Here is a 23488-nt window from a genome sequence, read left to right on the forward strand (position 1 = left end):
CCGGAAGGGGAGTGAAAGAGATCCTGAAACCGTGTGCCTACAAATAGTCAGAGCCCGTTAATGGGTGATGGCGTGCCTTTTGTAGAATGAACCGGCGAGTTACGATCCCGTGCGAGGTTAAGCTGAAGAGGCGGAGCCGCAGCGAAAGCGAGTCTGAATAGGGCGTTTAGTACGTGGTCGTAGACCCGAAACCAGGTGATCTACCCATGTCCAGGGTGAAGTTCAGGTAACACTGAATGGAGGCCCGAACCCACGCACGTTGAAAAGTGCGGGGATGAGGTGTGGGTAGCGGAGAAATTCCAATCGAACCTGGAGATAGCTGGTTCTCCCCGAAATAGCTTTAGGGCTAGCCTTAAGTGTAAGAGTCTTGGAGGTAGAGCACTGATTGAACTAGGGGTCCTCATCGGATTACCGAATTCAGTCAAACTCCGAATGCCAATGACTTATCCTTAGGAGTCAGACTGCGAGTGATAAGATCCGTAGTCAAGAGGGAAACAGCCCAGATCGCCAGCTAAGGTCCCAAAGTGTGTATTAAGTGGAAAAGGATGTGGAGTTGCTTAGACAACTAGGATGTTGGCTTAGAAGCAGCCACCATTTAAAGAGTGCGTAATAGCTCACTAGTCGAGTGACTCTGCGCCGAAAATGTACCGGGGCTAAATACACCACCGAAGCTGCGAATTGATACCAATGGTATCAGTGGTAGGGGAGCGTTCTAAGTGCAGTGAAGTCAGACCGGAAGGACTGGTGGAGCGCTTAGAAGTGAGAATGCCGGTATGAGTAGCGAAAGACGGGTGAGAATCCCGTCCACCGAATGCCTAAGGTTTCCTGAGGAAGGCTCGTCCGCTCAGGGTTAGTCAGGACCTAAGCCGAGGCCGACAGGCGTAGGCGATGGACAACAGGTTGATATTCCTGTACCACCTCTTTATCGTTTGAGCAATGGAGGGACGCAGAAGGATAGAAGAAGCGTGCGATTGGTTGTGCACGTCCAAGCAGTTAGGCTGATAAGTAGGCAAATCCGCTTATCGTGAAGGCTGAGCTGTGATGGGGAAGCTCCTTATGGAGCGAAGTCTTTGATTCCCCGCTGCCAAGAAAAGCTTCTAGCGAGATAAAAGGTGCCTGTACCGCAAACCGACACAGGTAGGCGAGGAGAGAATCCTAAGGTGTGCGAGAGAACTCTGGTTAAGGAACTCGGCAAAATGACCCCGTAACTTCGGGAGAAGGGGTGCTTTCTTAACGGAAAGCCGCAGTGAATAGGCCCAAGCGACTGTTTAGCAAAAACACAGGTCTCTGCGAAGCCGTAAGGCGAAGTATAGGGGCTGACACCTGCCCGGTGCTGGAAGGTTAAGGAGAGGGGTTAGCGTAAGCGAAGCTCTGAACTGAAGCCCCAGTAAACGGCGGCCGTAACTATAACGGTCCTAAGGTAGCGAAATTCCTTGTCGGGTAAGTTCCGACCCGCACGAAAGGTGTAACGATTTGGGCACTGTCTCAACCAGAGACTCGGTGAAATTATAGTACCTGTGAAGATGCAGGTTACCCGCGACAGGACGGAAAGACCCCGTGGAGCTTTACTGTAGCCTGATATTGAATTTTGGTACATTTTGTACAGGATAGGCGGGAGCCATTGAAACCGGAGCGCTAGCTTCGGTGGAGGCGCTGGTGGGATACCGCCCTGAATGTATTGAAATTCTAACCTACGGGTCTTATCGACCCGGGAGACAGTGTCAGGTGGGCAGTTTGACTGGGGCGGTCGCCTCCTAAAGTGTAACGGAGGCGCCCAAAGGTTCCCTCAGAATGGTTGGAAATCATTCGTAGAGTGCAAAGGCATAAGGGAGCTTGACTGCGAGACCTACAAGTCGAGCAGGGACGAAAGTCGGGCTTAGTGATCCGGTGGTTCCGCATGGAAGGGCCATCGCTCAACGGATAAAAGCTACCCCGGGGATAACAGGCTTATCTCCCCCAAGAGTCCACATCGACGGGGAGGTTTGGCACCTCGATGTCGGCTCATCGCATCCTGGGGCTGTAGTCGGTCCCAAGGGTTGGGCTGTTCGCCCATTAAAGCGGTACGCGAGCTGGGTTCAGAACGTCGTGAGACAGTTCGGTCCCTATCCGTCGTGGGCGTAGGAAATTTGAGAGGAGCTGTCCTTAGTACGAGAGGACCGGGATGGACGCACCGCTGGTGTACCAGTTGTTCTGCCAAGGGCATAGCTGGGTAGCTATGTGCGGAAGGGATAAGTGCTGAAAGCATCTAAGCATGAAGCCCCCCTCAAGATGAGATTTCCCATAGCGTAAGCTAGTAAGATCCCTGAAAGATGATCAGGTTGATAGGTTCGAGGTGGAAGCATGGTGACATGTGGAGCTGACGAATACTAATAGATCGAGGACTTAACCATATAATATGTAGCAATGTTATCTAGTTTTGAAGGAATATGCCTTCATAGTTTGGTGATGATGGCAGAGAGGTCACACCCGTTCCCATACCGAACACGGAAGTTAAGCTCTCTAGCGCCGATGGTAGTTGGGACCTTGTCCCTGTGAGAGTAGGACGTCGCCAAGCAACTAAACACGAGTCATTTGACTCGTGTTTTTTCGTGTTTTCTTTTATAATCCATAGTAATTAAAAAATGTGTTTAAATAATTATTATTTTGATTAAATACAGAGGAATGTGGCTAGGATAGTCAATAAGCAAAAGAGTTGCAAATTTTATTAATACGTATATAATTAAAGTCAAAGATAGTCAAAGTCAATAAAGGTGGCGGATAAATGAGAAATATATCTAATATCATTGAGCAATATCTAAAGCAAGTTATTGACTTAAGTAATAATAATGTGATTGAAATCAAAAGAAATGAGATTGCGGATCGATTCGAGTGCGTACCATCTCAAATCAATTATGTAATCAATACCCGTTTTACGTTAGAAAGAGGATTTGTAGTAGAAAGTAAACGTGGTGGAGGAGGTTACATTCGCATTATAAAAGTCAAACTGCATGACGATATAGACATGATCGATCAAATGCTTCATATGATTGATCATAGCGTTGCGCAAGGGAATGCAGAGAGTATGATTATACGTTTAATGGAAGAGGGAATCATAACAAATCGTGAAGCGAAACTTATGTTAAGTGTACTAGATCGTTCTGTATTATCAATGGATGTTCCTTCTCGAGATGAACTTAGGGCTCGAATATTATGCGCAATGTTAAGAACACTGAAATATAAATAAATATAGCTTTTGTAAAAGAATAATAACTAAGAGATAAGGCAGTTAAATATTGTAGAGGTTTTGAAAAAAGAACACGCACTTTTATTTAAACAAGTAAAGGAAAGTGAACAATCTAGTAATGTATGAAAAGTACTATCAGATAGATCGTTCCTATTGTAAAGGTGGGGATAGTGATGACTTGTCAAAACTGTAATATAAGACCAGCAACTTTACATTATACAAAAGTAATCAACGAAAAGAAGACGGAAGTTCATCTTTGTGAGCAATGTGCAGAACAAAGTGGCTATACGTCTTTCTTTCAATCACCGCAGTCTAACTTTTCATTCCATGATTTATTTGCTGGGTTATTACACGATGAATCAACAATGTTTGAAGAAGGACAAAACGGGCTTTCGAATACAAGTATATTAAGGTGTCCAGATTGTAAGATGACATATGAGCAATTTACAAAGGTGGGACGGTTTGGATGTGCTTCTTGTTACGATACATTTAAGGAACATTTAAAGCCATTATTAAAACGTCTGCACGGCGGACATACAGATCATTGTGGAAAAATTCCGGAACGTATAGAAGGAAATCTTCACTTAAAGAAAGAATTAGATGAACTAAAACTCATTCTGAAACAATACGTACAGAAAGAGGAGTTTGAGAAGGCTGCTGAAGTAAGGGATAATATTCGGGGTCTTGAAAATCAGCTTAGTGAGCATAGAGAGGGGGAATAGTTCTATGTCACTGGACAAAATTATGAATGAAGCGATTAGTCCATGGATGAAGGGGGATGGCCCTGATTCTGATATTGTTTTAAGTAGTCGAATTCGTTTGGCTCGTAATTTTAAAAAATATCAATTCTCTACTATGCAAAACGAAGAAGAAGCTAGACAGATTCATGAATTATTTAAAAAGGAATTTATAAATAAAACGGTAGAACCTTTTGGAGAGTTTGAGCTATTAAAAATGAATGAATTAACGCCTCTTCAAAGGAGAGTATTAGTTGAAAAGCATTTAATTAGTCCTAACCTTGCAGGAACAGAATATGGAGCATGTCTATTATCAGAAAGCGAACATATTAGTGTTATGCTTAATGAAGAAGACCACATTAGGATACAGTGCTTATTTTCAGGGTTGCAATTATCAGAGGCTCTTCAAAGTGCCAATCAAATAGATAATTGGATAGAGGAAGAGGTTGAATATGCTTTTGATGAATCACTTGGATATATAACGAGCTGCCCTACTAACGTTGGTACAGGATTGAGGGCTTCCGTAATGATTCACTTACCGGGACTCGTTTTAACGAAAAGAATTAGCCGCATTATACAAGTAATTCAAAAATTAGGGTTAGTAGTAAGAGGAATATACGGTGAAGGTAGCGAAGCGTTAGGTAATATATTTCAAGTGTCAAATCAAATGACGCTAGGAAAATCTGAAGAAGATATTATTGCAGATTTAAAGAGTGTCATTCAACAAATCATACAGCAAGAAAAAATGGCTAGAGAATTAATTGTACAAAATTCAAGTATTGAGCTTGAAGATAAGGTTTATCGCTCTTATGGCATACTAGCAAACAGTCGGTTAATTCAATCTGCAGAAGCGGCCACTTGCTTATCAGATGTACGACTTGGTATTGATTTAGGATATATAAAAGGTGTATCGAGAAATATTTTGACTGAGCTAATGGTTCTTACACAACCAGGCATTTTGCAACAATATGCAGGTGGACCTTTAGGACCAGAAGAAAGAGATTATCGAAGAGCAACCTTAATCCGTGAGCGATTACGTATTGAAAAAAACTAAGCGCAAGTAGGAGGCGATTTCTATGATGTTTGGAAGATTTACAGAAAGAGCACAGAAAGTATTAGCTTTATCTCAAGAGGAAGCAATTCGTATTGGGCATAATAATATTGGAACAGAACACATTTTACTTGGGCTTGTACGCGAAGGGGAAGGAATTGCAGCAAAAGCGTTAATTGCTCTTGGATTAAGTCCAGAGAAGGTTCAAAAAGAGGTAGAAGCGTTAATTGGACGCGGAACAGAAGCTTCTCAAACTGTACATTATACACCGCGTGCTAAAAAAGTTATTGAGTTGTCTATGGATGAAGCTCGTAAATTAGGTCATTCTTATGTTGGAACAGAACATATCTTACTTGGCTTAATTCGTGAAGGTGAAGGTGTAGCAGCACGTGTTTTAAATAACTTAGGTGTCAGCCTAAATAAGGCAAGACAACAAGTATTGCAGCTTCTTGGAAGTAATGAAGCAAGTTCAGGTCACCAAGGTGGTTCTTCAACGAATGCAAATACACCGACACTGGATAGCTTAGCGCGTGATTTAACAGTTGTTGCACGTGAAAATCGTCTAGATCCTGTTATCGGTCGTGGTAAAGAAATTCAACGTGTAATTGAAGTTTTAAGCCGTAGAACAAAAAACAATCCTGTATTAATTGGAGAACCTGGTGTAGGTAAAACGGCAATTGCAGAAGGATTAGCACAACAAATTGTAAATAATGAAGTTCCTGAAACATTAAGAGATAAGCGTGTTATGACACTAGATATGGGTACAGTTGTAGCTGGAACGAAATATCGTGGTGAATTTGAAGATCGTTTAAAGAAAGTTATGGATGAAATCCGTCAAGCTGGAAACATTATTCTATTTATTGATGAACTTCATACATTAATTGGTGCAGGTGGAGCAGAAGGTGCAATTGATGCATCAAATATTTTAAAACCATCTTTAGCACGCGGAGAGTTACAATGTATCGGGGCGACAACTTTAGATGAATATCGTAAATATATTGAAAAAGACGCGGCTTTAGAAAGACGTTTCCAACCAATTCACGTTGATGAGCCAAGTTTAGACGAATCAACTCAAATTTTGAAAGGTTTACGTGATCGTTACGAAGCACATCACCGTGTATCTATTACAGATGATGCAATTGATGCAGCTGTAAAGCTTTCGGACCGCTATATTACAGATCGTTTCTTACCAGATAAAGCAATTGATTTAATTGATGAAGCTGCTTCAAAGGTTCGCTTACGCTCTTATACAACACCACCAAATCTAAAAGAGCTTGAAGTAAAGCTTGAGGAAATTAGAAAAGAAAAAGATGCAGCTGTGCAAAGTCAAGAATTTGAAAAAGCTGCTTCCTTACGTGATATGGAACAACGCTTACGTGAGAAGTTAGAAGATACGAAGCGTCAATGGAAAGAGCAACAAGGAAAAGAAAACTCAGAAGTGACAGTAGAAGATATTGCAAATGTCGTTTCTACGTGGACTCGTATACCGGTTTCTAAACTTGCACAAACAGAGACTGATAAATTATTAAACTTAGAATCCATTCTTCACAACCGTGTTATTGGTCAAGATGAAGCGGTAGTAGCTGTAGCAAAAGCTGTTCGTCGTGCTAGAGCAGGATTGAAAGATCCGAAACGTCCAATTGGTTCATTTATTTTCTTAGGACCAACAGGTGTAGGTAAAACGGAACTAGCAAGAGCGTTAGCAGAATCTATGTTCGGTGATGAGGATGCAATGATTCGCATCGATATGTCTGAGTACATGGAGAAGCATTCGACTTCTCGTTTAGTTGGATCTCCTCCAGGATATGTTGGATATGAAGAAGGTGGACAATTAACAGAAAAGGTTCGCCGTAAGCCATATTCAGTTGTTCTATTAGATGAAGTAGAGAAAGCTCATCCTGATGTGTTTAACATTTTACTACAAGTATTAGAAGATGGTCGCTTAACGGATTCTAAAGGGCGTACAGTTGATTTCCGTAACACAATTGTTATTATGACATCTAACGTTGGTGCAGATGCGTTAAAACGTAATAAACATCTTGGATTTAACGTACAAGATGAGAGCCGCGATTATTCAGATATGAAAGGTAAAGTAATGGATGAACTGAAAAAGGCATTTCGTCCAGAATTCTTAAACCGTATTGATGAAATTATCGTGTTCCATATGCTTGAGAAAAAACATATTCAAGAGATTGTAACACTTATGGTGAATCAGTTAGTGAAGCGCTTAAAAGAGCAAGAGATTGAATTGCATTTAACAGAAGGAGCGATTTCAGCCATTGCTGATAAAGGATTTGACCGAGAATACGGTGCTCGTCCGCTGCGTAGAGCAATTCAGAAACATGTGGAAGATAGACTATCGGAAGAACTTTTAAAAGGTGCTATTGAGAAAGGACAAAAAGTTATCTTTGATGTTGAAGGGGAATCATTTGTCATTCATAGTGCTGAAAAGGTAAAATAAGTATAGACAAACTAAGAGGGCTACGAGATAGCCCTCTTTCTTGTACGAGAAGGATAAACTGTTTATAGATGAAAGTGAAGTGAAATATAAAACGATATGGCTAAAAAGAAAACAAAATTCACATGTCAAGAGTGTGGTTATCAGTCACCAAAATATATGGGGAAATGCCCTGGTTGTGGTCAATGGAATACGCTTGTTGAAGAGATGGAACCGGTTGTATCATCAAGACGCCTTAATTATGCCAATGCAATTCAATCGGAAGTAACAAAACCAAGACGCCTAACAGAAGTAGAAACAAAATCTGAGGCACGTATTGAAACGAAATTCCAAGAGTTTAACCGTGTACTTGGTGGGGGGATTGTAGATGGATCCTTAGTACTTATTGGTGGAGACCCTGGGATTGGGAAATCAACATTGTTATTACAAATTTCATCGCAATTAGCAGATTCTTCATATGATGTACTATACATATCAGGTGAGGAGTCAGCAAAGCAGATTAAACTTCGTGCAGATCGTTTGCATGTAAAGGGTAGTAATCTATTTGTTGTAGCAGAAACTGATCTACAGCGAATTGCAGCGCACATTGAAGAGATGAATCCAGCTTTTGTTGTTATTGACTCTATTCAAACGATACATTTACCTGAAGTAACGTCAGCCCCAGGAAGTGTAGCGCAAGTACGTGAATGTACAGCGGAATTAATGAAACTTGCAAAAACGAAAGGAATTCCTATTTTTATCGTCGGACATGTAACAAAAGAGGGGGCAATTGCAGGACCTCGTATGTTAGAACATATGGTCGATGCAGTTCTTTACTTTGAAGGAGATCGTCATCATACATATCGTATCTTGCGAGCTGTGAAGAATCGTTTTGGTTCCACGAATGAAATGGGTATTTTTGAAATGAAAGAGCTTGGTCTTGCGGAAGTCTTAAACCCTTCTGAAATTTTTCTTGAGGAAAGACCCGTTGGAGTCGCAGGATCAACAGTAGTTGCCTCAATGGAAGGAACAAGACCGGTTTTAGTAGAAATACAAGCATTAATCTCCCCTACTAGTTTTGGAAATCCTCGAAGAATGGCGACGGGAATTGATCATAACCGTGTATCGCTTATTATGGCAGTGCTAGAAAAACGAACAGGTTTATTATTGCAAAACCAAGACGCATATTTAAAAGTAGCAGGTGGTTTGAAATTAGATGAACCGGCAATTGATTTAGCTGTGGCTTTAAGTATTGCTTCAAGTTTTAGAGATAAATCTACGACACCAACTGATGCAGTAATAGGAGAAGTAGGATTAACTGGAGAAATAAGAAGAGTATCAAGAATTGAACAACGTGTACAAGAAGCAGCTAAATTAGGATTTCAACGTGCTATTATTCCTAGAAAAAATTTGGGGGGATGGACAATTCCGGATGGGATTGAGGTAGTAGGTGTATCTAATTTAGGGGAAGCGCTTCGTTTGACATTAGGAGGCTAGGCTATGGAAGAAAACAAGCAACGTGTCAAAAGTATGATTAATATTTTACAGCTCGTGGCCCCAGGAACACCACTGCGCGAAGGGATAGATAATGTGCTTCGCGCACAAACAGGGGGACTAATTGTTCTTGGATATAATGAACAAATTAAAAGTATTGTTGATGGGGGATTTCACATTAATTGTGCATTCTCTCCTGCTAGTTTATACGAATTAGCAAAAATGGACGGGGCACTTATTTTAAATGAAACTGGAAGTAAAATTTTAATTGCAAATGCACAGTTAGTTCCGGAGGCATCTATTGATTCTATTGAAACAGGTATGCGCCACCGGACGGCAGAGCGTGTAGCAAAGCAGACAGGTAGTCTCGTTGTGGCTATTTCACAAAGACGTAACGTAATTACACTATATCAAGGGAATTTACGTTATACACTAAAGGATATAGGTGTTATTTTAACAAAGGCAAACCAAGCTATTCAAACGTTAGAAAAATATAAGGCTGTATGGAATGATGGTATTACGAATTTGGGCATTCTAGAATTTGAAGAAGTCGTTACAATGTCCGAGGTGGTTCATGTGTTACATAGTGTTGAAATGGTACTGCGGATTAAAAATGAAATATTGAGCTATATTCATGAGCTAGGAACGGAAGGTAGGTTAATTCGTTTACAACTTACAGAACTACTAGCTGATTTAGAGGCAGAGGCAGCGTTATTAATTAAAGATTATTATCAAGAAAAAACACAAGACCATCATCAAATTTTGAAAAAGTTACAAGATCTTGCGAATACACAACTTCTAGAGGATAGCGATTTAGTTAAATTGCTTGGCTATCCAGGACAAATGAGCTTAGAAGAAAGTGTGACGCCGAGAGGATACCGAATCACAAGCAAAATTTCGCGCGTTCCGCCACTTATCATTGAAAATTTAATTAATCGATTTAAGACTTTGCAAGGTGTTTGTCGAGCAACTATTAATGAATTGGATGATGTGGAAGGAATTGGAGAAGTCAGGGCGAAGAAAATACGAGAAGGCCTAAAAAGAATACAAGAGCATCTCTATATGAGTAGACACAATTAAGAATATTACATTGATTCCATAATATAACGACACTAGAACATTTTTGGTATATGATATGGTATATTGGTAAATAAAACTATTTATAAAAAAACACGTCCGCTTTTGCATTCGGCGTTTTGATTAGCGAAACAATGGTTAATAATGAGTAGGAGGTGGTTGGATGTTAAAACGAATTGTACAGCTCTTCTTTCTAGTAATTGGCGGAGCGTTAGGGATTTACTTAATCCCAAAAGTTATTAATGTATTAGACATGGGTGCCGTTCCTTTATTGGAAGGATCGTATGTTCGTGCGATTATTGGTGCAATTATTTTATTTTTAACAACATTTTGGCTTGTAGATTATATTGTTCAACTTATTAAGCACATTGAAGAGGCTCTTGTAAAGGCGCCTGTAGCGGATGTTTTATTTGGTACATTAGGATTAATCTCTGGTCTTATTGTTGCATATTTAATTTTAATACCAATTCGTGAATTTACAATTCCAGTTATTAGTACAGTGTTGCAAGTGTTCTTTACTCTTTTACTTGGATATTTAGGATTCCAAGTAGGGTTTAAAAAGAGGAATGAATTGCTAGGATTATTTACATTACCACAACGTGGGAAGAAGAAAAATAATAATAGTGAGAATGAAGAAACTGAGGTAGAAGAATCTACAACTCATTGGAAAATTCTTGATACGAGTGTAATTATCGATGGGCGTATTGCTGATATTTGCCAAACAAAGTTTTTAGAGGGAACAATTGTGATTCCACAATTCGTGTTAGAAGAACTTCAGCACATTGCCGATTCTTCTGATGCTTTAAAGCGTAATCGTGGTCGCAGAGGATTAGATATTTTAAATCGTATTCAAAAAGAGATGCCGATTCCGGTAGAAATTTATGAAGGCGATTTCGATGATATTCAAGAAGTGGATAGCAAACTTGTAAAGTTGGCGAAAATCACTGGTGGAACGGTAGTAACGAATGATTTCAACTTAAACAAAGTTTCTGAATTACAAGGGGTAACGGTGTTAAATATTAACGATTTAGCTAATGCAATTAAACCTGTTGTACTCCCAGGTGAAGAACTGAGTGTTTATGTTGTCAAAGATGGAAAAGAACAAAATCAAGGTGTTGCATATTTAGATGATGGCACGATGATTGTAGTAGAAGATGGTAGAGAATATGTAGGTTCACAACTCAATGTGCTTGTTACTAGTGTGTTACAAACATCGGCTGGGCGTATGATTTTCGCCAAACGTAAATTATTAGAAAAAGCATTATAAGTAGAGGATTATTAATATGTATACATTAATTATTCCAGCAGCTGGTCAAGGTAAGCGGATGGGTGCTGGTAAAAACAAGTTGTTCTTACTTATTAATGAAGTACCGATTATTGTGCATACGTTACGTGCTTTTGAAAAAGATAAAGAGTGCAAAAGTATTATTATGGCAATTAACGAAGAAGAACGTCCGTATTTTGAAGGATTAATGCAGAAATATCCGATTGAAAAGCCAGTACAATTTATTCAGGGCGGAGCCGAAAGACAAGATAGTGTATATAACGCCATTCAGCATACTAGTGATGTTGAGTATGTTCTTGTACATGACGGCGCGCGTCCATTTGTAACGAATAAAGTGATTCAAGATGTATTAACTGCAGCGGAAAAATATGGAGCGTCCATTTGTGCGGTACCAGTGAAAGATACAGTTAAGAAAGTAGAGCAGGGTATCGTTGTCGAAACGGTAGAAAGATCTCAGCTTAAAGCTGTACAAACACCACAAGGGTTCGCTGTTTCTCTTTTGTTAGAAGCTCATAGAAGTGCAAAACAGGGTTGTTTCCTTGGTACAGATGATGCAAGCCTCGTAGAACGTATCGGGAAGCAAGTAGGTGTAGTAGAGGGGAGTTACTATAATATTAAAGTGACGACTCCAGAGGATTTATTAATTGCTGAAAGTTTCCTTCATGTTCAAAAGAAATGACAGTGATGATTATAGCGAAAAATAAGCTCGGCAACAGCCGGGCTTTTCTTTATAAGGGTAGCGATATAATATAGAATCATAAAGCTCTGTAGTTTAGCTTGAGGAGGATGTAAAAAATGTTTCGAATTGGACAAGGTTTTGATGTGCATGAGTTTGCGGAAGGTAGACCGTTAATTATTGGTGGAATTACAATCCCTCATGAGAAAGGGTTAATTGGTCATTCAGATGCAGACGTATTGTTACATACGATTGCGGATGCATGTTTAGGTGCAATTGCAGCTGGGGATATTGGAAAGCATTTCCCTGATACAGATCCTGCCTTTAAAGATGCTGATTCAGCTGTATTGCTGCAAAAGGTTTGGGAATTTGTACGTGAACAAGGTTACGAGTTAGGGAATCTAGATTGTACAATTATTGCTCAAAAGCCAAAGATGGCACCACATATTGAAAGTATGCGTAAACGTATTAGTGAACTATTAGAAACGTCTATTGACAATATCAATGTAAAGGCAACAACAACAGAAAAATTAGGATTTACAGGTAGAGAAGAAGGAATTGCTTCTCAAGCAGTTGTTTTATTACAGAAAAAATAATGGTTTTTAATTCGTAAGATGGATAATCACATTTTTTTGGTGTACAATTATAGAATGTGTTGACATTAAGAATGGAAGGTGTACCAATTATGGAAAAGCAAGTGAGAGTGCGCTATGCGCCAAGTCCAACAGGACACTTACATATCGGAAATGCGCGTACGGCATTATTTAATTATTTATTTGCTCGTCATCAAGATGGTAAGTTTATTATTCGTATTGAAGATACTGATGTGAAACGTAATGTTGCTGGTGGAGAAGAAAGCCAATTAAAATACTTGAAATGGCTCGGTATGAACTGGGATGAAGGTGTTGATGTTGGTGGTGAATTTGGACCATATCGTCAAACAGAGCGTTTAGATATTTATAAAAAATTATATGAAGATTTATTAGAGCGCGGTTTAGCTTACAAATGTTATATGACAGAAGAAGAGCTAGAAGCAGAGCGTGAAGGTCAAATCTCTCGTGGTGAAACACCGCGTTATGCTGGAAACCACCGTGATTTAACTGAGGAGCAAATGAAGGGATTTGAGGCTGAAGGCCGCATTCCGAGTATTCGTTTCCGTGTACCGGTTGATCGCGACTACACGTTTAAAGATATCGTAAAAGATGAAGTTGCATTCCATTCAAATGATTTCGGTGATTTCGTTATCGTGAAAAAAGATGGAATTCCAACTTATAACTTTGCGGTAGCAGTAGATGATCACTTAATGGAGATTACACATGTACTTCGTGGTGATGATCATATTTCAAATACGCCAAAACAAATGATGATTTACGAAGCTTTCGGTTGGGATATTCCGCAATTTGGTCATATGACTTTAATTGTAAACGAAAGCCGTAAAAAGTTAAGTAAGCGTGATGAATCTATTATTCAATTTATTGAGCAATATAAAGAGCTTGGATATCTTCCAGAAGCAATCTTTAACTTTATTGCACTATTAGGTTGGTCGCCAGTAGGAGAAGAGGAAATTTTCTCTCAAGATGAGTTTATCAAAATGTTTGATGCAGCTCGTTTATCAAAATCGCCTGCATTATTTGATTCTCAAAAACTAAAATGGATGAACAACCAATATATGAAAAAGCAAGACTTAGATACGGTGGTAGAATTAAGTTTACCGCATTTAGTGAAAGCTGGACGTATAGGTGAAAATGTAAGTGAACAAGAACAAGCTTGGATTCGTGATGTAATTGCGTTATACCATGAACAAATGAGTTTTGGAGCTGAAATTGTAGAGCTTTCTGAAATGTTCTTCAAAGATCATGTTGATTATGAAGAAGAAGGACAAGAAGTATTAAAAGGTGAACAAGTACCAGAAGTACTTCGTGCATTTGCTGGTCAAGTAGAAGCACTAGAAGCGATGGAACCAGCAGCAATTAAAGCGGCTATTAAAGCAGTGCAAAAGGAAACAGGTCATAAAGGTAAAAACTTATTTATGCCAATCCGTGTTGCAACTACTGGTCAAACACATGGTCCAGAGCTTCCTAATGCTATTGCACTTCTTGGGAAAGAAAAAGTTTTAAATCGTCTTCAAAAAGTAATTGGTTAACATTTTCTAGGTTTAGAAATATAATAAGTATACTTAAAACCTAATAAGGAAAAGCGACGAGAAGGAGAAGTAGAAAATCAGGCTTTTTACAGAGAGAACCACCTTTAGGCTGGAAGTGGTTTATAAGCGGATTTTTGAAATGCCCCTTCGAGTCTTCTGCTGAACAGCGAATTGTTTTGTGAAACGTCTTAGGGCGTAAAGTAAGCAGAAGCGGTGTACACCGTTATCAGAGATGAGTTTGAGGCTTTTTTTAGCCTAAACAGAGTGGAACCGCGCTTATAAGGCGTCTCTGTCAATATGACAGAGGCGTCTTTTTTTATACCGTAAAAGTGGATATGAGTATAAGTTTTATCCCTGTGTATAAAGATTTAGGAGGATAAGTAGGGAGTAAAGGGAGTTAGTTCACTCGAAAAAGCAGCCCATAAAGGGGAGGGAACATCGATGTTTAAGAGGCTTCGGGAAGATATTGAAGTCGTTTTTGAACAGGATCCAGCGGCAAGAAGTTATTTCGAAGTCATTTTGACTTACTCTGGATTACATGCAGTTTGGGCCCATCGAATTGCACATGCTTTTTATAAAAAGAATTTCTTCTTTATTGCACGTTGGATCTCACAAGTTAGTCGTTTCTTTACTGGTATTGAGATTCATCCAGGAGCAACAATTGGTCGTCGTTTTTTCATAGACCATGGAATGGGGGTTGTAATTGGAGAAACGTGCGAAATTGGTGATAATGTAACGATCTATCAAGGTGTTACATTAGGTGGTACGGGTAAAGAAAAGGGGAAGAGGCATCCTACAATTCAGGATAATGTATTAATTGCAACAGGTGCTAAAGTACTAGGTTCTATTACAGTCGGAGAGAATTCTAAAATTGGAGCAGGGTCTGTCGTATTAAAAGAAGTGCCTGCACATTCTACAGTTGTAGGTATACCTGGCCGAGTCGTTATTCAAAATGGAGTAAAGATCGGTCAAGAATTAAATCATTCTGACCTTCCAGACCCAATTTTTGATAAGTTAAAGATCATGGAAGTAGAACTTGATAAATTGAAAAAACAACTTGAAGTAAAGGTAGAAAGGAAGGATAAAAATGACTATTCACATTTATAATACGTTAACGCGTCAAAAGGAAGAGTTTACTCCATTAGAAGAAAATAAGGTAAAGATGTATGTGTGCGGACCTACAGTTTATAACTATATTCACATTGGGAATGCAAGACCACCTATGGTATTTGATACGGTACGCCGTTATTTAGAATATAAAGGGTATGATGTGCAGTATGTATCTAACTTTACTGACGTAGATGATAAATTAATTAAAGCAGCAAATGAATTAGGTGAAGATGTGCCGACAATTGCTGACCGTTTCGTTGAAGCGTATTTTGAAGATGTAACGGCACTAGGTTGCAAACATGCAACAGTTCATCCGCGTGTAACGGAAAATATGGATATCATTATTGAATTTATTCAAGAACTTGTGAATAAAGGATATGCATATGAATCAGAAGGTGATGTGTACTTTAGAACGAAGGAATTTGAAGGATACGGTAAATTATCGCATCAACCAATCGCAGACTTACGTCACGGTGCGCGCATTGAAGTAGGAGAAAAGAAACAAGACCCTCTTGATTTTGCTTTATGGAAAACTGCGAAAGAAGGAGAAATCTTCTGGGAAAGCCCTTGGGGGAAAGGGCGTCCAGGCTGGCATATTGAATGCTCGGCAATGGCACGTAAATACTTAGGAGATACAATCGATATTCATGCTGGTGGTCAAGACTTGGCATTTCCTCATCATGAGAATGAAATTGCGCAGTCTGAGGCATTAACAGGAAAAACATTTGCACGTTATTGGATGCACAATGGATATATTAATATTAATAATGAGAAGATGTCTAAGTCACTGGGGAACTTCATTTTAGTTCACGATATCATTAAGCAATATGATCCACAGTTAATTAGATTCTTTATGCTATCGGTACATTACCGTCACCCAATTAATTTCAGTGAAGATTTATTACAAAGTACAAATAACGGACTGGAAAGAATTAAAACGGCTTACGGTAACTTAAAACACCGTATGGAAAGTAGTACTGATTTAACAGATCATAATGAGAAATGGTTAGCGGAACTGGAAAAATTCCAGATTGCATTTGAAGAAGCAATGAATGATGACTTCAACACTGCTAATGCAATCACGGAGTTATATAATGTAGCAAATCATGCAAATCAATATTTACTGGAAGAACATACGTCTACAGTTGTAATTGAAGCATACGTAAAACAACTTGAAACATTATTTGGTATTTTAGGGTTAGAATTAGCGCAAGAAGAGTTGCTTGATGAAGAAATTGAGGTACTTATTCAAAAGCGCATTGAAGCTCGTAAAAATCGTGATTTTGCATTATCAGATCAAATTCGCGATGATTTAAAAGACCGTAATATTATTTTAGAAGATACCGCTCAAGGTACAAGATGGAAAAGAGGATAAGAATGATTGATGCAAAGCAATTAAACAGCTTAGCGTTAGCGTATATGGGTGATGCGGTATATGAACAATATATCCGCTATCACCTACTTCAAAAAGGGAAAGTTCGTCCTAATCAATTACATCGATTAGGGACAAGCTTTGTTTCGGCAAAAGCACAGGCGAAAGTTGTTTATCATTTATTAGAGACGGCATTTTTAACAGAGGAAGAAGAGGCGGTACTAAGAAGAGGGCGTAATGCAAATTCAGGTACTGTCCCGAAGAATACTGATGTACAAACATATCGATATAGTACAGCCTTTGAAGCGCTAATTGGCTATCATCACTTATTAAATAATCGTGAAAGATTAGACGAAATTGTATATAAGGCAATTGATGTTTTAGAAGAGAAGGAAGGGGGCACATCATCATGAGTAGTGAATATATTATCGGACGTAACCCTGTAATTGAAGCGTTACGCTCAGGAAGAGATATTAATAAAATTTGGATCGCGGAAGGTGCTGCCAAAGGACAAATACAAATTGTACTAGCACTAGCGAAAGAAAATAAGATTATTTTACAACATGCACCAAAGAAGAAGTTAGATCAATTAGTTGAGGGGAACCATCAAGGTGTAATTGCTCAAGTGGCTGCATATCAATACGCTGAGCTAGAAGATTTATTTAAAGTAGCAGAGAAGCGTAACGAAGATCCGTTCTTCTTAATTTTAGATGAAATTGAAGACCCACATAACCTAGGTTCTATTATGCGTACTGCGGATGCAACGGGAGCTCATGGAATTATTATTCCGAAAAGAAGAGCTGTGGGACTTACGGCATCAGTTGCGAAAGCATCGACTGGAGCGATTGAATATATTCCTGTTGCACGTGTAACGAATTTATCTCGTACAATCGATGAATTAAAAGAACGTGGACTTTGGATTGCTGGTACAGATGCAAAAGGGAAAACGGATTACCGCAATTTAGATGGTAAAATGCCAATTGGATTAGTAATTGGAAGTGAAGGAAAAGGTATGAGTCGTATTATTGGTGAAAAATGTGATTTCCTAATTACTTTACCGATGGTCGGTAAAGTTACATCCTTAAATGCTTCAGTAGCCGCAAGTTTGTTAATGTATGAGGTATATCGTAAGCGTCACGAAATTGGTAAATAAAAAATGAACGATATTTTAATCGTTGACGGTTACAACATTATCGGAGCTTGGGGAGACTTGAAGAAACTAAGGGATGTAGATTTGCAATCATCAAGGGATGCACTGATTGATAAGATGGCGGATTACCAAGGTTACACAGGTACAAAGGTAATGATAGTCTTTGATGCTTATACGGTCCAAGGTATTGAAAAAAAGATGAAACAATCGCGTGTGGAAGTCATATTTACGAGGAAGAATCAAACTGCAGATGAAAAGATAGAGCAACTAGCGATTGAGCTTAGAAATATAAATACGCAAATATATGTTGCGACTTCTGATTATACGGAACAATGGGTGATATTTGCGCAAGGTGCTCTTCGGAAATCTGCGCGTGAATTAGAGTTGGAAGTACAAGCGATGGAGCAACAAGTAAGAAGGCGTACACAAGACACAAAAGAAAAGCAACCCGCCATGCGAAAGATATTCAGTAAAGATATTACAGAAAAATTAGAAAAATTAAGAAGAGGAGAGCGTTGAAGCATTGACGCTCTTTATCTTTTTACTGTATAATATTGCTAAATAAATAGCGGTCGGAGGGATCAAGGTGGAAGCAGGCTTCGTAAGTGTAGGCGACGTTACATTTCGTGATTTAGAGGATGAGGCAATCGTTGAGTTAGTTCGAAAAGGTAATACTGACGCTCTAGAATATTTGATTCACAAATATAAGAACTTTGTTCGCGCGAAATCAAGATCTTATTTCTTAGTGGGTGCCGATCGAGAAGATATTGTTCAAGAAGGTATGATTGGATTGTTTAAAGCGATTCGTGATTATAAAGAGGACAAGCTGTCTTCATTCAAAGCATTTGCTGAACTGTGTATCACTCGGCAAATTATTACCGCTATTAAAACAGCAACAAGGCAAAAACATATTCCGTTAAATTCGTATGTGTCTCTAGATAAACCGATTTATGATGAGGAATCTGATCGGACATTATTAGATGTTATTTCGGAAGCGAAGGTAACGGATCCTGAAGAAATGATTATAAGTCAGGAAGAATATACAGACATAGAATCTAAAATATCTGAATTATTAAGCGATTTAGAAAGAAAGGTGCTTTCTTTATATCTAGATGGTCGTTCTTATCAAGAGATTTCCGAACAGTTAAATAGACATGTGAAATCTATTGATAACGCTTTACAGAGGGTGAAGCGGAAATTGGAACGATATATGGAAATGAGAGAGAGTACCACTTTAAATTCATAACAAATGCTACAGGTGTAAAAAATCACCTGTTTTCTTTTTTGTAGAGAGTACAAAAGGCATGTCATTGACATTGTCTTTTGTTGTATGATACATTTTTAGGGACATAATGTTACAAGGTTGGTGTAACTAATGAGGAAAAAAGTTGTACTCTCATGTGAAGAGTGTAAAAATCGAAACTACTCTACGATGAAAGATACGAGCTCAGTAGAGCGACTTGAAATAAAGAAGTTTTGTAAAACATGCAATCAGCATACAGTTCACAAGGAAACAAAATAAATAATTGAAATAATACACTGGAGGTCCCGTAGATGCGTTTAACGAACTTTTTCGGCGATGTAGGTCGCGAAATGAAAAAAGTAAGTTGGCCTAAAAAAGATGAATTACTCCGTTCAACAGCGACTGTTATCGCTACAGTTGTCTTCTTTGCGATTTTCTTCGCAGTGGTTGATATGGGCATTTCTTCTTTAATTCGGTTAATTCTTGGTTAATTCTTGAATAAGAAGCACTTATCCATGATATAATGTTATTTATAAGAACTGTGTAAAAGCCCGGTGAACGGGTTTTTTCATTTGCGCAAAAAAATGTACGTCAGGGAGGGAAGGACGCTCGTCCTAAATGAATGGAAAAAAGTTGGTATGTTGTCCATACTTATTCTGGATATGAAAATAAAGTAAAAGCAAACCTAGAGAAACGTGTAGAATCAATGGGTATGCAAGATAAAATTTTCCGTGTTGTTGTCCCGGAAGAAGTAGAAGTAGAAATGAAAAATGGTAAAGAAAAATTAATGAAAAGAAAAGTGTTCCCAGGTTATGTATTAGTAGAATTAATCATGACTGATGACTCTTGGTATGTTGTACGTAACACGCCAGGTGTAACTGGGTTCGTTGGTTCTTCTGGTTCTGGATCTAAACCATCACCTCTATTAGAAGAGGAAGTTGTTACTATTATGAAGCATATGGGAATGGATAACGAAGTGGTTGATTTCGACTTTGAACTTCATGAGACAGTGCGTGTAAATGAGGGACCATTCGCAGATTATACAGGTGCTATTGAAGAAATTGATGTGGAGAAGAAAAAGGTTAGCGTGCTTGTGGACATGTTTGGTCGCGAGACTCCAGTTGAGCTTGACTTCCATCAAATTGAAAAATTATAAAATGAAACTTGAAATGAATTGTAAAAAGTGATAATATCTTTTAAGTCAGTACGTCTTCGTTATCGGAGACGTTTTTTGAAAGATTTTATCCTTACAGATAAAATATGACGTGGGAGGGCAAATCACTGTCCAATTGACCACATCACGGACTTAAGGAGGTGTGTCTCGTGGCTAAAAAGGTAATTAAAATGGTAAAGCTTCAAATTCCTGCAGGTAAAGCTAACCCAGCTCCACCAGTTGGTCCAGCATTAGGACAAGCAGGTGTTAACATCATGGGCTTCTGTAAAGAGTTTAACGCTCGTACAGCTGATCAAGCTGGTCTTATCATCCCTGTTGAAATTACGGTATTTGAGGACCGTTCATTCACTTTCATTACTAAAACTCCTCCTGCTGCTGTTCTTCTTAAGAAAGTAGCTGGTATTGAGTCTGGTTCTGGTGAACCAAACCGTAATAAAGTGGCAACTGTTAAGCGTGATAAAGTACGCGAAATCGCTGAAACTAAAATGCCTGACCTAAACGCTGCTAGTGTAGAAGCTGCAATGCGTATGGTTGAAGGTACTGCACGCAGTATGGGCATCGTTATCGAAGACTAATTCGATTTGTTTTTAAAAAAGGTTGCGGGTCTGGAATTCCAATTCGCAACCTTTATTATCGTAAATGATTATCGTTTTTAAATAAATGGATGGCGCGCATCCTCAGGTTATACCTGAAAATAAGCGTAAACGTGGGAGGTTATTCCGCTAAAACCACATTCGAGGAGGAAATAAAAATGGCTAAAAGAGGTAAAAAGTACGTAGAAGCTGCAAAGCTTGTTGATCGTGCAACTGCTTATTCTGCAACAGAAGCGGTAGAATTAGTAAAGAAAACAAACACAGCTAAATTTGATGCGACTGTAGAAGTTGCATTCCGTTTAGGTGTTGACCCTAAGAAAGCTGACCAACAAATTCGTGGTGCAGTTGTTCTTCCGCACGGTACTGGTAAAGTACAACGTGTATTGGTATTCGCTAAAGGTGAAAAGGCTAAAGAAGCTGAAGCTGCTGGAGCTGACTTCGTAGGCGATGCTGATTACATCGGTAAAATCCAACAAGGTTGGTTCGATTTCGATGTAGTAGTAGCAACTCCTGACATGATGGGTGAAGTTGGTAAACTTGGTCGCGTATTAGGACCTAAAGGTTTAATGCCAAACCCTAAAACTGGAACAGTTACTTTCGATGTAACTAAAGCTGTTAACGAAATCAAAGCTGGTAAAGTTGAATACCGCGTTGATAAAGCTGGTAACATCCACGTTCCAATCGGTAAAGTATCTTTCGAAGATGCTAAATTAGTAGAAAACTTCGGAACAATTGCTGACACTTTACAAAAAGTTAAGCCAGCTGCTGCAAAAGGTACTTACATGAAGAACGTAACAGTTGCTTCTACAATGGGACCTGGCGTACGCGTAGACGTTTCTACATTAGCGTAAAAATTGGAAGTTGACTTCATAAAGAAGTTTTTATATAATCATTTATGTTGTGAATTTAATTAGTGTACCGTAGACAGTAGGTGTCAATAGACTTAATTTCCTACCTAGGTGTTAATATACGAAACGGAATTTTTTTTCTGTGACTATATGCCTCCATGTCTACAAGTTGGGCATGGAGGTTTTTAGTGCACTTTCGGTACATCTTCTATATAATCTACAGGAGGTGTAATAACATGAGCAAAGTAATCGAAACTAAACAACAAGTTGTAACTGAAATCGCTGAAAAACTTCGCGAAAGTAAATCTACAATCGTTGTTGACTACCGTGGTTTAACAGTTTCTGAAGTAACAGAATTACGTAAAAACTTACGTGAAGCTGGCGTTGAGTTCAAAGTTTACAAAAACTCTTTAACTCGTCGTGCTGCAGAGTCTGCTGAAATGGCTGAGTTAAACGAATTCTTAACAGGACCAAACGCAATCGCGTTCAGTAACGAGGATGTAGTTGCTCCTGCGAAAGTATTAAACGACTTCGCTACAAAACATGAAGCTTTAGAAATTAAAGCTGGTGTAATCGAAGGTAAACTTGTAACACTTGATGAGGTTAAAGCTATCGCTACTCTTCCATCACGTGAAGGCTTACTTTCTATGCTTCTTAGCGTTCTTCAAGCTCCAATCCGTAACCTTGCACTTGCTACTAAAGCAGTTGCAGAACAAAAGGAAGAGCAAGGCGCTTAATTTTTTAAAAGATAATTACTTGTTATCTATAAAACAATACAAACCTATTTAAGGGAGGATATTTACAATGACTAAAGAACAAATCATTGAAGCAGTTAAATCTATGACTGTATTAGAACTTAACGACTTAGTAAAAGCTATCGAGGAAGAATTCGGCGTAACTGCTGCTGCTCCTGTAGCTGTAGCTGGTGGCGCTGGTGAAGCTGCTGCTGAGAAAACTGAATTTGACGTAGTACTTGCAAGTGCTGGCGCTCAAAAAATCAAAGTTATCAAAGCTGTACGTGAAATCACTGGTCTTGGCTTAAAAGAAGCTAAAGAATTAGTTGACAACACTCCAAAAGCAATCAAAGAAGGCGTTTCTAAAGAGGAAGCTGAAGAAATGAAAGCTAAACTTGAAGAAGTTGGCGCTGCTGTAGAAGTTAAGTAATTAACTTTTGATGCTTTAAAAAAAGCTCGCTCTCATGCGAGCTTTTTTTTTAACTGTAAAGAAAAGAGGTGGCCATATGGCAGACCATTATTTTTCTAACGACCCTTCTAGTAAAAGTGATCGTAAACGATGGGAATTTACACTTCGTGGATCTCGATTTACTTTCTTATCTGACCGTGGGGTGTTCTCGAAAAACGAAGTGGACTTTGGTTCTCGTCTTTTAATTGAAGCGTTTCAAGTGCCAGATATTAAAGGTGATATATTAGACGTAGGTTGTGGATATGGACCAATGGGTTTATCGTTGGCGAAAGAGTTTCAAGACCGTAAAGTTCACATGGTGGATGTGAATGAAAGGGCGCTTGAGCTTGCGAAAGAAAATGCCGCTAACAATAGAATTGGAAATGTACACATTTTTCAAAGTAGCGTCTATGAAAATGTAGATGGTATGTATGCTGCTATTCTATCTAATCCTCCAATTCGTGCAGGTAAAGATATCGTGCATGAGATTTTAGAAAAGGCTGTAGAGTATTTAGTTCCAGGTGGAGAGTTGTGGATTGTTATTCAAAAGAAGCAAGGTGCACCATCTGCGCTGAAGAAACTAGAGGAAGTATTTTCTGAAGTCGAAGTTGTAGAAAAGAAAAAAGGATATTATATCATAAAATCAAAAAAACGTTGACGGTTATTTTTGGCTATGTTAACATTATACAATGC

At 38.8% G+C, this 23488-nt stretch carries 24 protein-coding genes, 2 rRNA genes and 2 other annotated features (1 of these 28 cut by a window edge); all 26 genes read left to right on the top strand.

Annotated elements, in window-relative coordinates; translation table 11 throughout:
• Positions 1-2390, top strand: a 23S ribosomal RNA gene (locus J0835_RS00500); it begins 532 nt to the left of the window's first position.
• Positions 2391-2438: 48 nt separating this feature from the next.
• Positions 2439-2554, top strand: a 5S ribosomal RNA gene (rrf, locus tag J0835_RS00505).
• A gap of 207 nt (positions 2555-2761) precedes the next feature.
• Positions 2762-3223, top strand: coding sequence for a transcriptional regulator CtsR (gene ctsR / locus J0835_RS00510; protein WP_087979115.1), 462 nt, complete (start codon positions 2762-2764; stop codon positions 3221-3223).
• A gap of 173 nt (positions 3224-3396) precedes the next feature.
• Positions 3397-3945 (top strand): UvrB/UvrC motif-containing protein, encoded by a 549-nt coding sequence (locus J0835_RS00515; RefSeq protein WP_000128403.1) that lies wholly within the window; start codon positions 3397-3399, stop codon positions 3943-3945.
• A 4-nt stretch (positions 3946-3949) separates the two neighbouring features.
• Entirely contained in the window at positions 3950-5014 is a 1065-nt protein-coding gene (locus tag J0835_RS00520) for a protein arginine kinase (protein ID WP_000050830.1), read from the top strand.
• 22 nt (positions 5015-5036) lie between these two features.
• Positions 5037-7472 carry an ATP-dependent protease ATP-binding subunit ClpC gene (gene clpC, locus J0835_RS00525; RefSeq protein WP_000971181.1) on the top strand — a complete coding sequence of 812 codons (2436 nt, stop codon included), beginning with the start codon at positions 5037-5039 and terminating at the stop codon, positions 7470-7472.
• A gap of 96 nt (positions 7473-7568) precedes the next feature.
• On the top strand, positions 7569-8945 hold the full coding sequence (gene radA, locus J0835_RS00530; protein ID WP_001085205.1) for a DNA repair protein RadA: 1377 nt from the start codon (positions 7569-7571) through the stop codon (positions 8943-8945).
• A gap of 3 nt (positions 8946-8948) precedes the next feature.
• On the top strand, positions 8949-10022 hold the full coding sequence (gene disA / locus J0835_RS00535; protein ID WP_000392165.1) for a DNA integrity scanning diadenylate cyclase DisA: 1074 nt from the start codon (positions 8949-8951) through the stop codon (positions 10020-10022).
• Between the two features lie 160 nt (positions 10023-10182).
• Positions 10183-11286 (top strand): PIN/TRAM domain-containing protein, encoded by a 1104-nt coding sequence (locus tag J0835_RS00540; protein WP_000919687.1) that lies wholly within the window; start codon positions 10183-10185, stop codon positions 11284-11286.
• Positions 11287-11302: 16 nt separating this feature from the next.
• Positions 11303-11983 carry a 2-C-methyl-D-erythritol 4-phosphate cytidylyltransferase gene (gene ispD / locus J0835_RS00545; RefSeq protein WP_087979116.1) on the top strand — a complete coding sequence of 227 codons (681 nt, stop codon included), beginning with the start codon at positions 11303-11305 and terminating at the stop codon, positions 11981-11983.
• A gap of 116 nt (positions 11984-12099) precedes the next feature.
• Positions 12100-12576: a 2-C-methyl-D-erythritol 2,4-cyclodiphosphate synthase gene (gene ispF / locus J0835_RS00550; protein WP_000488386.1), complete on the top strand. Its 477-nt coding sequence runs from the start codon at positions 12100-12102 to the stop codon at positions 12574-12576.
• An 89-nt stretch (positions 12577-12665) separates the two neighbouring features.
• A complete protein-coding gene (gene gltX, locus J0835_RS00555; protein WP_087979117.1) occupies positions 12666-14123 on the top strand; it encodes a glutamate--tRNA ligase in 1458 nt (485 codons plus the stop codon).
• Positions 14124-14170: 47 nt separating this feature from the next.
• Positions 14171-14417: a binding site (T-box leader), on the top strand.
• 147 nt (positions 14418-14564) lie between these two features.
• Positions 14565-15230 carry a serine O-acetyltransferase gene (cysE, locus tag J0835_RS00560; protein WP_076542633.1) on the top strand — a complete coding sequence of 222 codons (666 nt, stop codon included), beginning with the start codon at positions 14565-14567 and terminating at the stop codon, positions 15228-15230.
• Positions 15211-16608 (top strand): cysteine--tRNA ligase, encoded by a 1398-nt coding sequence (gene cysS / locus J0835_RS00565; protein WP_087979118.1) that lies wholly within the window; start codon positions 15211-15213, stop codon positions 16606-16608. Before cysE ends, cysS begins: the two co-directional genes overlap by 20 nt.
• A gap of 2 nt (positions 16609-16610) precedes the next feature.
• Positions 16611-17018 carry a Mini-ribonuclease 3 gene (locus tag J0835_RS00570; protein WP_087979119.1) on the top strand — a complete coding sequence of 136 codons (408 nt, stop codon included), beginning with the start codon at positions 16611-16613 and terminating at the stop codon, positions 17016-17018.
• Positions 17015-17758, top strand: coding sequence for a 23S rRNA (guanosine(2251)-2'-O)-methyltransferase RlmB (gene rlmB / locus J0835_RS00575; RefSeq protein WP_000093757.1), 744 nt, complete (start codon positions 17015-17017; stop codon positions 17756-17758). The genes J0835_RS00570 and rlmB overlap by 4 nt, the downstream gene beginning before the upstream one ends.
• A gap of 3 nt (positions 17759-17761) precedes the next feature.
• The gene (locus tag J0835_RS00580) at positions 17762-18274 is read left to right on the top strand and encodes an NYN domain-containing protein (RefSeq protein WP_000997888.1); all 513 of its coding nucleotides are present in this window, start codon (positions 17762-17764) and stop codon (positions 18272-18274) included.
• 67 nt (positions 18275-18341) lie between these two features.
• Positions 18342-19001, top strand: coding sequence for an RNA polymerase sporulation sigma factor SigH (locus tag J0835_RS00585; RefSeq protein ID WP_000387198.1), 660 nt, complete (start codon positions 18342-18344; stop codon positions 18999-19001).
• A gap of 129 nt (positions 19002-19130) precedes the next feature.
• Positions 19131-19277 (top strand): 50S ribosomal protein L33, encoded by a 147-nt coding sequence (gene rpmG / locus J0835_RS00590; protein WP_002070160.1) that lies wholly within the window; start codon positions 19131-19133, stop codon positions 19275-19277.
• A 32-nt stretch (positions 19278-19309) separates the two neighbouring features.
• Positions 19310-19489, top strand: a complete 180-nt coding sequence (gene secE, locus J0835_RS00595; protein ID WP_001241321.1) for a preprotein translocase subunit SecE — start codon at positions 19310-19312, stop codon at positions 19487-19489.
• A gap of 131 nt (positions 19490-19620) precedes the next feature.
• Positions 19621-20154, top strand: coding sequence for a transcription termination/antitermination protein NusG (gene nusG / locus J0835_RS00600; protein WP_000415794.1), 534 nt, complete (start codon positions 19621-19623; stop codon positions 20152-20154).
• A 167-nt stretch (positions 20155-20321) separates the two neighbouring features.
• Positions 20322-20747: a 50S ribosomal protein L11 gene (gene rplK / locus J0835_RS00605; RefSeq protein ID WP_001085872.1), complete on the top strand. Its 426-nt coding sequence runs from the start codon at positions 20322-20324 to the stop codon at positions 20745-20747.
• Between the two features lie 176 nt (positions 20748-20923).
• Positions 20924-21616, top strand: coding sequence for a 50S ribosomal protein L1 (rplA, locus tag J0835_RS00610; protein ID WP_002096939.1), 693 nt, complete (start codon positions 20924-20926; stop codon positions 21614-21616).
• Between the two features lie 49 nt (positions 21617-21665).
• Positions 21666-21810 (top strand) — a sequence feature (ribosomal protein L10 leader region).
• 39 nt (positions 21811-21849) lie between these two features.
• Positions 21850-22350, top strand: a complete 501-nt coding sequence (gene rplJ / locus J0835_RS00615; RefSeq protein ID WP_000048724.1) for a 50S ribosomal protein L10 — start codon at positions 21850-21852, stop codon at positions 22348-22350.
• Positions 22351-22417: 67 nt separating this feature from the next.
• Positions 22418-22777, top strand: coding sequence for a 50S ribosomal protein L7/L12 (rplL, locus tag J0835_RS00620; RefSeq protein ID WP_000159737.1), 360 nt, complete (start codon positions 22418-22420; stop codon positions 22775-22777).
• Positions 22778-22853: 76 nt separating this feature from the next.
• Positions 22854-23453 (top strand): class I SAM-dependent methyltransferase, encoded by a 600-nt coding sequence (locus J0835_RS00625; protein ID WP_087979120.1) that lies wholly within the window; start codon positions 22854-22856, stop codon positions 23451-23453.
• Positions 23454-23488 lie beyond the last annotated feature (35 nt).

Origin of the sequence: Bacillus cereus group sp. Sample62 (assembly GCF_036851315.1) — a bacterium.
In the GTDB taxonomy this organism is placed as follows: domain Bacteria; phylum Bacillota; class Bacilli; order Bacillales; family Bacillaceae_G; genus Bacillus_A; species Bacillus_A wiedmannii.

Bases quoted from the DNA above. Each gene is read 5' to 3' on its own strand.
- J0835_RS00515 (WP_000128403.1), top strand. From the start codon at position 3,397: ATGACTTGTCAAAACTGTAATATAAGACCAGCAACTTTACATTATACA.
- J0835_RS00520 (WP_000050830.1), top strand. From the start codon at position 3,950: ATGTCACTGGACAAAATTATGAATGAAGCGATTAGTCCATGGATGAAG.
- gltX (WP_087979117.1), top strand. From the start codon at position 12,666: ATGGAAAAGCAAGTGAGAGTGCGCTATGCGCCAAGTCCAACAGGACAC.
- ctsR (WP_087979115.1), top strand. From the start codon at position 2,762: ATGAGAAATATATCTAATATCATTGAGCAATATCTAAAGCAAGTTATT.
- cysS (WP_087979118.1), top strand. From the start codon at position 15,211: ATGACTATTCACATTTATAATACGTTAACGCGTCAAAAGGAAGAGTTT.
- disA (WP_000392165.1), top strand. From the start codon at position 8,949: ATGGAAGAAAACAAGCAACGTGTCAAAAGTATGATTAATATTTTACAG.
- rlmB (WP_000093757.1), top strand. From the start codon at position 17,015: ATGAGTAGTGAATATATTATCGGACGTAACCCTGTAATTGAAGCGTTA.
- J0835_RS00625 (WP_087979120.1), top strand. From the start codon at position 22,854: ATGGCAGACCATTATTTTTCTAACGACCCTTCTAGTAAAAGTGATCGT.
- rplA (WP_002096939.1), top strand. From the start codon at position 20,924: ATGGCTAAAAGAGGTAAAAAGTACGTAGAAGCTGCAAAGCTTGTTGAT.
- secE (WP_001241321.1), top strand. From the start codon at position 19,310: ATGCGTTTAACGAACTTTTTCGGCGATGTAGGTCGCGAAATGAAAAAA.
- clpC (WP_000971181.1), top strand. From the start codon at position 5,037: ATGATGTTTGGAAGATTTACAGAAAGAGCACAGAAAGTATTAGCTTTA.
- ispF (WP_000488386.1), top strand. From the start codon at position 12,100: ATGTTTCGAATTGGACAAGGTTTTGATGTGCATGAGTTTGCGGAAGGT.
- J0835_RS00580 (WP_000997888.1), top strand. From the start codon at position 17,762: ATGAACGATATTTTAATCGTTGACGGTTACAACATTATCGGAGCTTGG.
- rplJ (WP_000048724.1), top strand. From the start codon at position 21,850: ATGAGCAAAGTAATCGAAACTAAACAACAAGTTGTAACTGAAATCGCT.
- J0835_RS00570 (WP_087979119.1), top strand. From the start codon at position 16,611: ATGATTGATGCAAAGCAATTAAACAGCTTAGCGTTAGCGTATATGGGT.
- nusG (WP_000415794.1), top strand. From the start codon at position 19,621: ATGGAAAAAAGTTGGTATGTTGTCCATACTTATTCTGGATATGAAAAT.
- cysE (WP_076542633.1), top strand. From the start codon at position 14,565: ATGTTTAAGAGGCTTCGGGAAGATATTGAAGTCGTTTTTGAACAGGAT.
- radA (WP_001085205.1), top strand. From the start codon at position 7,569: ATGGCTAAAAAGAAAACAAAATTCACATGTCAAGAGTGTGGTTATCAG.
- rpmG (WP_002070160.1), top strand. From the start codon at position 19,131: ATGAGGAAAAAAGTTGTACTCTCATGTGAAGAGTGTAAAAATCGAAAC.
- rplL (WP_000159737.1), top strand. From the start codon at position 22,418: ATGACTAAAGAACAAATCATTGAAGCAGTTAAATCTATGACTGTATTA.
- J0835_RS00540 (WP_000919687.1), top strand. From the start codon at position 10,183: ATGTTAAAACGAATTGTACAGCTCTTCTTTCTAGTAATTGGCGGAGCG.
- ispD (WP_087979116.1), top strand. From the start codon at position 11,303: ATGTATACATTAATTATTCCAGCAGCTGGTCAAGGTAAGCGGATGGGT.